This is a genomic window from Mesorhizobium sp. M7A.F.Ca.CA.001.10.2.1 (assembly GCF_003998575.1).
Taxonomy (GTDB): Bacteria; Pseudomonadota; Alphaproteobacteria; order Rhizobiales; family Rhizobiaceae; genus Mesorhizobium.
Window position 1 is genome coordinate 1 of record NZ_RZQY01000203.1, and the last position, 9,093, is coordinate 9,093.

Sequence of the window (9,093 nt, forward strand, 5' to 3'; positions counted from 1 at the left end):
TATGTAAGCGTCGCGAATTGACTTCAGGGAAGTGGACTTGGCTATCTACAGGGAAAAAGACGTTTTCGAGCGGCGCAATGCCGCAAACGAGGCAAAGAAGGCGCTCCTCGAGCGCTTCAAGGCAAAGCCGGCGGCGGATGATCCCGCTGTGCTGGCGCGGCAGGCTGAACGCAAGGCGATCCTCGCGGCCCGCGAAATCCGCGAAGCTGAAAAGGCTCGGCTGAAGCAGGAGAAGCTGGCACGCGAAGCGGTCGAGAAGGCCGAGCGCGAGGCAGCAGCCGAAGCGGCACGTATCGCCGCCGAGGAAGCTGCACAGGCTGAGGCCAAGATTCGGGAATCCGAAGAGAACGAGCGCATCGCCCGTTTTCTGGCCGACGAAGCCGAACGCAAGGCCAAGCGTGACGCGCGTTATGCGGCACGCAAGCAGCGCACCGGCAGGACGCCGCCGGGCTTCTCCGCCCGCTAGCCTCAGGATTACCGAAGCAGCCAGCTTCGACAATCAGGGTCGCCTCACAGCGGCCCTGAAGGTGTTTGTCCCATGTCGCCCAAATATTGGTCCCGGTTCTGGGAGGATGACATGCGCAAACCAAAAGACCGTCAGGCGGCGAACTTCAGCCCCATGATGCCGCAGACGATGAGCGCGATGCAGGCCAGCCTGATCGCGGTGGCTGGTTCGCCGAGCAGCCAGATGCCGAGCAGTGCCGTACCGACGGTGCCGATGCCGGTCCACACCGCATAGGCGGTGCCAACGGGCAGCGCCTTCAGCGCCAGGCCGAGCAGAGTGAGGCTGACGACCATAGAGGCAACGGTCAGCACGGTCGGCACCAGTTTCGAGAAGCCATCTGTGTATTTGAGGCCGATTGCCCAGCCGATCTCGAACAGGCCGGCGAAAAAGAGAAGAATCCACGACATCGACAACGCTCCATCAGAGCATCGGACCGAAAGGTGATTTCGGCGTCCGACGATCAGTCAAACAATGGCGGGTCGTCCCGTCCGGATTTTGGGGAAGCGCGAGGTCGTCCCCGCCATGCCAATATAGGAATTTCGAGCGCTCGATCAACAGCGGCCGGCAACAGTGTCGCCGGCCGTAACCCTTATTGCGAAGTGGATCGCCGGACCTACTTGTCCTTGAGCTTCATCGCCTTGACCGGCGGCGCCTTCAGCGCGGGAGCCGGAGCGGGCTTCTTGGCGTCCTTCTTCGGCTTGCGGGCTTCCTTGCCTGCCTTCATCGCACCTTTAGCCATGATTCGTACCTCCTGATGTGGGACGCCAAGTGAAACAAGAGAACCGCCCGACCGCAAGGGGTTAGCGACCGTTGCCGGCGTCGCCGGATCGCTTTCAACCGGTTTCTAATTTGCTCGTAAACCATGACGGTCCGTGCGATGGTCATTTTCGCACTGCAGCATCGACCCGAGCTTCGCCGGGTGATCGTCAGGCAGGCCGTCAGGACGACAATGCGAATCCACATCGGCTGCGAGATGAGCTTCGACTTTCCGCAGGAAACGCCGCTCATCGCGATGCTGAATGTGCATTATTCGCGTGCCTCCGATCTCGAGCGGCCGGATTTCCTGATTTCCAACCCGCCGGTGCCGATCGAAAGCTATCGCGACAGTTTCGGCAATTGGTGCAACCGGTTCGTCGCGCCGCCCGGGCGTTTCACCTTCGGCACCGACGCGGTGATCCGCGATCCCGGCACTTTCGAGATGGGCGATCTGATGGCCTGGCAGCACGAGGTTCGCGACCTGCCGGCGGACACGCTGCTGTTCCTGCTGCCCAGCCGTTTTTGCGAAAGCGACCTTCTGGCTGATGAAGCGTGGCGGCTGTTCGGCAACACGCCGCTGGGCATTCCGCGCGTGCAGGCGGTCTGCGACTTCGTCCACAACCACATCGTCTTCAACTACGGCAATGCTCGGCCGACACGCACCGCCGCGGAAGCGTATCGCGAACAGAGCGGCGTGTGCCGAGACTACGCGCATCTCGCCGTCACCTTCTGCCGGGCGCTCAACATCCCAACGCGCTACTGCACCGGCTACATCAGCGACATCGGTATGCCGAAACCATGGGCGAGCATGGATTTCTGCGCCTGGATGGAAGTCTATCTCGGCGGCCGCTGGCATGTCTTCGACCCGCGCAACAATGCACCGCGCATCGGCCGCATCCTGATCGCCTCCGGCCGCGACGCCGCCGACGTGCCGCTGACCCATATATTCGGCCCGGGAACGCTTGCCGGCTTCAAGGTGTGGACCAGCGAGATCGTCGAGTAGTCGCCGTTTTCCATAGGCCGATCTCTCATGACCGCTGGCTTGGACGACCCGACATTCGCGCGGTGTGATGCCTGTGGAGCTTTAGCGGCCTGGCCGCTAGACTGCGCCTTGAATGGGAACAAATGCCATGGCCGGGCACGGCGGCTCAAAAAAGGTGATCTACGCGGCGCTCGCCGGCAATTTCGCCATCGCGCTGACCAAGTTCGCCGCCGCCGCCTTCACCGGCAGTTCGGCGATGCTGTCGGAGGGCGTGCATTCGCTGGTCGATACCGGCAATGGCGGCCTGCTGCTCTACGGCATGCACCGCGCCGCCCGCCCGGCCGACCGGACTCATCCGCTCGGTCACGGCCGCGAACTCTACTTCTGGAGCTTCATCGTCGCGCTCCTCGTCTTCGCGCTGGGCGCCGGCGTGTCGTTCTACGAAGGCGTGATCCATATGATGGCGCCGGAGCCGGTCGCCAACGCCGAGGTGACCTACATCGTGCTTGGCCTTTCCTTCCTGTTCGAAGGCAGTTCGTGGTGGGTGGCGCTGAAGGAGTTCCGCCAGCAGAAGGGCAAGCAGGGCTGGCTGCGGGCGGTGCAGTCGAGCAAGGATCCGAGCGTCTACACCGTACTGTTCGAGGACAGTGCAGCACTTCTCGGCCTGATCGTCGCGTTCGTCGGCATCCTGGCGGCGGAAGTTCTGGAGATGCCGGAACTCGACGGCGCCGCCTCTATCGGCATTGGGCTGATCCTGGGGGCGACAGCGATCTTCCTGGCCCGCGAAAGCAAGGGCCTGCTGATCGGTGAGCCGGCATCGCCCGAAGTGCAAATGAAGGTGCTGGCGATCGCCCAGCAGGATCCGGCGGTGCAGCGGGCGAACGGCGTCCTGACCGTCCATATGGGGCCGGCAGAGATCGTCGCCGGCCTGAGCATCGAGTTCGAGGACCATTTGACGGCGCCCGAGATCGAAGCTTGCGTCGAGCGCCTGGAGGCGCAGCTGAAGAAGGAAATGCCGGAGATCACGCGGCTGTTCGTCAAGCCACAGACGACAGGCACCTGGGAGAAGCGGCGCAAGCTGATCGACACCGCATCCGATCCGGCTCTGGACTAGCGCCGCGCCATTGCCTGGCTGCCTTGACCCGCTAGATTACCGGGATTCAGGAGGAACAAAGATGAAGATCGACGGCGGCTGCCACTGCGGCGCGATAACCTATGAGGCGGAGGTAGACCCGGAAAAGACCACGATCTGCCACTGCACGGATTGCCAGCAACTGACCGGCACGGCTTTTCGCCTGACGGTTCCGGCGCCGGAAAGCAACTACCGCATCACCAAGGGCACGCCGAAAATCTACATCAAGATCGTGGCGAGCGGCGCCAAGCGCACCCAGGCCTTTTGCGCTGACTGCGGCTCGCATCTTTACGCCACGTCTGTCGGCGATGGCCCCAAGGTCTATGGGATTCGCGTGGGGACCGCGCGGCAGCGCCAGGATTTGATTCCAACACAGCAGAAATGGCACCGCTCGGCGCTGCACTGGCTGCCTGAATTTCAGGGCATGACCACGTTGGAGGAGCAGTAGCGCCGGTCCGGCACCGCGCCTCAATCGTCGCCTTCAACGACCCTCAGCCTGAGCTGCCCGGTTTTCGAATCGGCAACGCGCGCGCCAGTATCGACCTTCGCGGCGGGAGCCCGTGACGCTGCGTCCGCGGCGGCATCGCCGTCGGGCTGCGCGCCGAATTCCAGTGCCTCGATCTTCTGGCCGCGCTTGGTGACCTTCGACGTCGAAACCAGGATGTCGTCGATGTCCTTGGCCGACTGACCGAAATGCACCTGCAGCTTGCGCACCCGCTCGTCGACGCGCGCGACATCCTCCATCAGCCGGATGACTTCGCCCTGAATCAGGTGCGCCTGTTCGCGCATGCGGGCATCCTTGAGGATCGCCTGGATGACCTGGATCGACAGCATCAGCAATGACGGCGAGACGATGACGATTCGGGCGCGGTGCGCCTTGTGGACGATCGCCTCGAAATTCTCGTGGATCTCGGCGAACACTGATTCCGACGGCACGAACATGAAGGCGGTGTCCTGCGTCTCGCCCTGGATCAGGTATTTTTCCGAGATATCGCGGACATGGATCTCGATGTCGCGGCGGAAGGCCTGCGAGGCGGCCTTCTGCAGGTCGGCGCCATCGGCGGCGCGGATGGCATTCCAGGCCTCGAGCGGAAACTTGGCGTCGATGGCCAGCGACGGCGCGCCGTTCGGCATCTTCACCAGGCAGTCAGGACGGCTGCCGTTCGACAGCGTCGCCTGGAATTCATAGGCGCCGTGCGGCAGGCCGTCGGCGACGATCGCCTCCATGCGAGACTGGCCGAAAGCACCGCGCGTCTGCTTATTGGAGAGGATCGCCTGCAGCTGCACGACCTGGCCGGCGAGCGACTGGATGTTGCCCTGCGCGACATCGATGATGGCCAGCCGCTCCTGCAATTTGGCCAGGCTCTCATGCGTGGATTTGGTCTGCTCGGTCATGGTCTGGCCGAGCCGGCCGGTCATGGCGTCGAGGCGCTGGCCGATCGACTGCGTCAGCTCCGCCTGCCGTGCGCCGAACACTTCGGCGATGGCGCCCATACGACCCTGCATTTCGGCCTGGCTTTGCAGAATGCCGGCCATCCGCACTTCCGCATCGCGGGCATGATCGGCGGCTTCCGCAGCCGCGACGGCGCGCGCCTTCGCCGACCGCCACAGCGCAATGACCAGCGCCACGAACAGGGCCAGAAACAGCAAAGCGCCGAAGGCCAGCGCATGGCCGAGCGTGACGGTTGTGGCGCCAAGCCGGGCGACAGGTTCGGAAAGGATGGTGCTCAAATCATTCATGTGGACAGCATAAACGATTCGCGCTGCCGGCACAGATCAAAACGTGAACGAGCCTCCAGCCTACCGGTTGACGCTTTTCTCTGGAGGTCTTAGGTGGAACGCCATGTCGATCAAGCCGCTCATCATCCTTCCCGACCCCATCCTGCGCCAGGTTTCCAAGCCGGTGGAGCGTGTCGACGCACCTTTGCGCAAATTAGCCGACGACATGCTGGCGACCATGTATGACGCGCCGGGCATCGGATTGGCGGCAATCCAGATCGGCGAGCCGCTGCGCTTGCTGGTGATCGATCTGGCCAAGGAAGACGAGACGCCGGCGCCGCATGTCTTCATCAACCCGGAAATCCTGGAGAGCGCCGACGCGCGCTCGGTCTATGAGGAAGGCTGCCTGTCGATCCCGGATTATTACGCCGAGGTCGAACGCCCGGCCTCCGTGCGGGTCAAATATGTCGACCGCGACGGCAAATTGCAGGATATGGAGGCCGAGGGCCTGATGGCCACCTGCCTGCAGCATGAGATCGACCACCTCAATGGCGTCCTGTTCATCGACCACATCTCGAAGCTGAAGCGCGACATGGTGGTGAAGAAATTCAAGAAGCTTGCCAGGGACAAGGCGCCGGGCAAGCTGGCGGGATAGGGCCATGCCCCTTCGCGTCATCTTCATGGGTACGCCGGAGTTTTCGGTGCCGACTTTGCGCGCGATCGCCGAGGCTGGCCATGAGATATCAGCCGTCTATACCCAGCCGCCGCGCGCCGCAGGGCGGCGCGGGCTGGAGTTGACGCCATCGCCGGTGCAGCGCGAGGCGGAGCGGCTGGGCATTGAAGTCCGGGCGCCGGTTTCGCTCAAGGGCGAGGCCGAGCAGGCCGCTTTCCGTGCCTTGCAGGCCGATGTCGCCGTGGTCGTCGCCTATGGCTTGCTGCTGCCGAAGGCGGTTCTCGAGGCGACCCGGCTCGGCTGCATCAACGGCCATGCGTCGCTTCTGCCGCGCTGGCGCGGTGCCGCGCCGATCCAGCGCGCCATCATGGCCGGCGACCTGGAAAGCGGCATGATGGTGATGCGCATGGAAGAGGGGCTGGACACCGGCCCGGTCGGGCTGGTTGAAAAATGCGCCATCGAACCCGATATGACAGCCGGCGATCTGCATGATCGGTTGATGAGTGTCGGTGCTGCCTTGATGGTGGAAGCGCTGGCGCGACTGGAAAGGAATACCCTGACATTCACCACACAAGCTGTGGATGGGGTGACCTACGCCAAGAAAATCGATAAATCCGAGACTCGCGTGGACTGGACTCGCTCAGCAAGTGAGGTCCACAATCATATTCGCGGCCTGTCACCCTTTCCCGGCGCGTGGTCGGAGATAGGAATTGGCGGCCGCCAGGAGCGGCTGAAACTGCTTCGCTCGACGCTGTCGCAAGGCCTGTCGCTTTGGGAAGAGTTGGGCGAGTCGGGAGGAATTCTCGATGACCGGCTGACGGTCGCCTGCGGGGCAGGCGCGATCAGGCTGGTCGAAGTTCAACGCGCGGGCGGAAAGCCCGCTGCCGCGTCGGAGTTCCTGCGCGGGGCCAAGATCGAAAAAGGACTGAAATTCTCATGAGCATGATGTCGATACGCGCGGCAACGCCGCGGGATCGCGAGGCCATCCGCCTCGTCGAGGAACACGCTTTCGGCCAGCAGGCGGAGGCCGGTCTGGTCGACGCGCTGGTGACCGGCGGCGACGCTGTTGCCGAACTGGTGGCGGAAGAGGACGGCCAGGTGGTCGGCCACATCCTGTTTTCGCGGCTGTTCGTCCAGAATGGCGGCAAGACTTTCGCGGCCGTGGCGCTGGCACCGCTGGCGGTGGAGCCCTCGTTCCATGGCAGCGGCATCGGCGGCGCGCTGATCCGCGAGGCGCATATCCGCCTCAGGGATGCCGGCGAAACGCTGGCCGTGGTGCTCGGCGACCCCATCTATTACGGGCGTTTCGGATATAGCCACACGCGTGCCGAGAACTTCGAGAGCGAATACCAGGGCGAAGCGCTGCAGGCGCTGGCCTGGGGCGACGCGCCTGAGGCCGGCACACTGGTCTACGCCTCCGCCTTCACCGCTCTCGCCGCGTAGGCGAGAGCGTATAGCCGCCCGGCATGCCGCGTTTTCGCCTCGACATCGAATATGATGGCAGTCTGTTTGCCGGCTGGCAGCACCAGGCGGATCAGCCTTCGGTGCAACAGGCGATCGAGCGGGCGATCGAAAAATTCTGCGGCGAAGCGATCCGGCTGCGCGCCGCCGGCCGCACCGATGCCGGCGTCCATGCGACCGCGCAGGTGGCGCATGCCGACCTCGCCAAGGCGTGGCCGGGCGACAAGGTGCGCGATGCAGTCAACGCCCATCTGCAGGCGGCCGGGGCGCGCATCGCCATCCTGAAAGCGACGGTCGTCTCCGACAGCTTCGACGCCCGCTTCTCGGCCATCGGCCGCCACTATCTCTACCGCATCCTGAACCGCCGTGCCCCGGCCGCGCTCGACAAGGGCAAGGTCTGGTGGGTGCCGAAGCGGCTCGACGCCGGCGCCATGCACGAAGCGGCGAAAGTCCTGCTGGGACGGCATGATTTCACCACCTTCCGCTCGACCCAGTGCCAGGCCAACAGCCCGATCAGGACGCTGGAACGGCTCGATGTGAGCCGACAGGGCGACATGATCGAGGTCAGGGCTTCGGCGCGCTCGTTCCTGCACAATCAGGTACGTTCGATGGTCGGCTCGCTCAAGCGCGTCGGCGACGGCGGCTGGACTGCGGCCGACCTGAAAACGGCGCTCGAGGCGCACGACCGCGCCGCCTGCGGACAGGTGGCGCCACCCGACGGGCTGTTTCTCACCGGTGTCGATTATCCAGTCGAGACGAGCCCGGACAGGCTCTGAACTCCGGCATCGTCCGGCACGGTGATGCCGAGCAGCGTCTGCAGGCCGAACAGCACCAGCAGCGAGGCGATGAACATGCCGACGAAAACGGCGGTGCCGACCGATGCGCCCCTGCCGATCGTGGCGTTGGTCATGCGCCAGGTCAGCACCATCGACAGGGCAAACAGGAACAGCGACACAAGACTCGCAGCCTGGCTTGCGGACGACAGGAAAAGCCGGATCAGCGCCGAGGGCAGCATCAGCCAGGCGGTGATGGCCGAAGCCCAGTTGCTGGCGACGACGTAGTGGACGAAGCGGCCGCCTATGCCGGCGCGCGGCGCGATCAGGGCGAGCGCAATCAGCGGCAGCACCCAGGAGCCGATGTCGACCGTCGCCAGGCGCACCAGCATGCTGAAGCGGCCCGCGAAGGCGTCGGGATCGCCGAGTTCGTTGGCGATGCCGACCCAGCCGACGATCAGCGCCGGTGCAGCAACGACAATGGCGAAGAAGGAATTCCAGAAGCCGTCGGCCGACAGGTCGAGCAGGCGCAGGCCGTCGGCCTTGCCGAGCATCAATCGCCAGGCGCCCGTCAGCGAAGCTTGGGTTTCGTCCGCCGAAAGCATGCTGTTCAGCCCTGTCCGAACCAGTCTTCTATGAAGCGCTGGTAGATTTGCGTCAGCGTTTCCAAATCGGCAATGGCGACGCGCTCGTCGACCATATGCATTGTCTTGCCGACCAGCCCGAACTCGACCACCGGACAATAGTCCTTGATGAAACGCGCGTCGGACGTTCCACCGGAGGTCGACAGCGTCGGCTCCTTGCCGACCGCCGACTTGATCGAGCCGCGCAGCGTTTCGATAAGCCTGTCGTCGCGGGTCAGGAAGACATGGCTCGGCCGGTCGCGCCAGACGAGCTCGTAGTCGACCGGCGTCTTCTTGCCCTGCCGGTACTTCCTGCGCCTGGCCGCCTGGTCGAGCCGGTTGTGGATCTCGGCCTGCAGGGTCTCGTCCGTCCAGGTGTCGTTGAAGCGGATGTTGAAGGTCGCGGTCGCTTTGGCCGCAATGACATTGGTGGCGGGGTTGCCGACATCGATGGAGGTGATCTCCAGAT

At 64.1% G+C, this 9,093-nt stretch carries 13 protein-coding genes; 8 read left to right on the top strand and 5 right to left on the bottom strand.

Annotated features, from left to right (window positions below; genetic code table 11):
- The first annotated feature begins 37 nt into the window (after positions 1-37).
- Positions 38-466, top strand: a complete 429-nt coding sequence (locus tag EN964_RS15115; RefSeq protein WP_023761392.1) for a DUF6481 family protein — start codon at positions 38-40, stop codon at positions 464-466.
- 131 nt (positions 467-597) lie between these two features.
- On the opposite strand, the gene sugE is transcribed toward EN964_RS15115, so the two are convergent.
- Both sugE and EN964_RS39105 read right to left on the bottom strand, forming a co-directional pair.
- Positions 598-912 (bottom strand): quaternary ammonium compound efflux SMR transporter SugE, encoded by a 315-nt coding sequence (sugE, locus tag EN964_RS15120; protein ID WP_013528463.1) that lies wholly within the window; start codon positions 910-912, stop codon positions 598-600.
- 206 nt (positions 913-1,118) lie between these two features.
- Positions 1,119-1,244, bottom strand: a complete 126-nt coding sequence (locus EN964_RS39105) for a hypothetical protein (RefSeq protein WP_013528464.1) — start codon at positions 1,242-1,244, stop codon at positions 1,119-1,121.
- Between the two features lie 210 nt (positions 1,245-1,454).
- Here EN964_RS39105 and EN964_RS15130 point away from each other — a divergent pair, with 210 nt between their 5' ends.
- From EN964_RS15130 to EN964_RS15140, 3 genes are all read left to right on the top strand, one after another.
- Entirely contained in the window at positions 1,455-2,264 is an 810-nt protein-coding gene (locus EN964_RS15130) for a transglutaminase family protein (protein ID WP_027040094.1), read from the top strand.
- Between the two features lie 127 nt (positions 2,265-2,391).
- Positions 2,392-3,357: a cation diffusion facilitator family transporter gene (locus tag EN964_RS15135; RefSeq protein ID WP_127269362.1), complete on the top strand. Its 966-nt coding sequence runs from the start codon at positions 2,392-2,394 to the stop codon at positions 3,355-3,357.
- A 61-nt stretch (positions 3,358-3,418) separates the two neighbouring features.
- Complete coding sequence (locus EN964_RS15140) at positions 3,419-3,823, top strand: GFA family protein (RefSeq protein WP_127269361.1); 405 nt, start codon at positions 3,419-3,421, stop codon at positions 3,821-3,823.
- A 20-nt stretch (positions 3,824-3,843) separates the two neighbouring features.
- On the opposite strand, the gene EN964_RS15145 is transcribed toward EN964_RS15140, so the two are convergent.
- Positions 3,844-5,115 carry a DNA recombination protein RmuC gene (locus EN964_RS15145; RefSeq protein WP_127269360.1) on the bottom strand — a complete coding sequence of 424 codons (1,272 nt, stop codon included), beginning with the start codon at positions 5,113-5,115 and terminating at the stop codon, positions 3,844-3,846.
- A 103-nt stretch (positions 5,116-5,218) separates the two neighbouring features.
- On the opposite strand from EN964_RS15145, the gene def reads away from it, so the two are divergent.
- Genes def through truA form a run of 4 tightly spaced genes read left to right on the top strand, consistent with a single transcriptional unit; the run spans position 5,219 to position 8,004 of the window.
- Positions 5,219-5,749, top strand: coding sequence for a peptide deformylase (def, locus tag EN964_RS15150; RefSeq protein ID WP_127269359.1), 531 nt, complete (start codon positions 5,219-5,221; stop codon positions 5,747-5,749).
- 4 nt (positions 5,750-5,753) lie between these two features.
- Complete coding sequence (gene fmt / locus EN964_RS15155) at positions 5,754-6,707, top strand: methionyl-tRNA formyltransferase (RefSeq protein ID WP_127271004.1); 954 nt, start codon at positions 5,754-5,756, stop codon at positions 6,705-6,707.
- Positions 6,704-7,210 (top strand): GNAT family N-acetyltransferase, encoded by a 507-nt coding sequence (locus EN964_RS15160; RefSeq protein ID WP_127271002.1) that lies wholly within the window; start codon positions 6,704-6,706, stop codon positions 7,208-7,210. The genes fmt and EN964_RS15160 overlap by 4 nt, the downstream gene beginning before the upstream one ends.
- Positions 7,211-7,233: 23 nt before the next feature.
- A complete protein-coding gene (truA, locus tag EN964_RS15165; RefSeq protein WP_127271000.1) occupies positions 7,234-8,004 on the top strand; it encodes a tRNA pseudouridine(38-40) synthase TruA in 771 nt (256 codons plus the stop codon).
- Here truA and EN964_RS15170 read toward each other — a convergent pair.
- A complete protein-coding gene (locus EN964_RS15170) occupies positions 7,971-8,606 on the bottom strand; it encodes a transporter (protein ID WP_127270998.1) in 636 nt (211 codons plus the stop codon). The genes truA and EN964_RS15170 overlap by 34 nt on opposite strands.
- Before the next feature lie 5 nt (positions 8,607-8,611).
- Positions 8,612-9,093, bottom strand: a 482-nt coding sequence (locus EN964_RS15175) for a M20/M25/M40 family metallo-hydrolase (RefSeq protein WP_127276497.1), incomplete at its 5' end; no start/stop codon positions are given.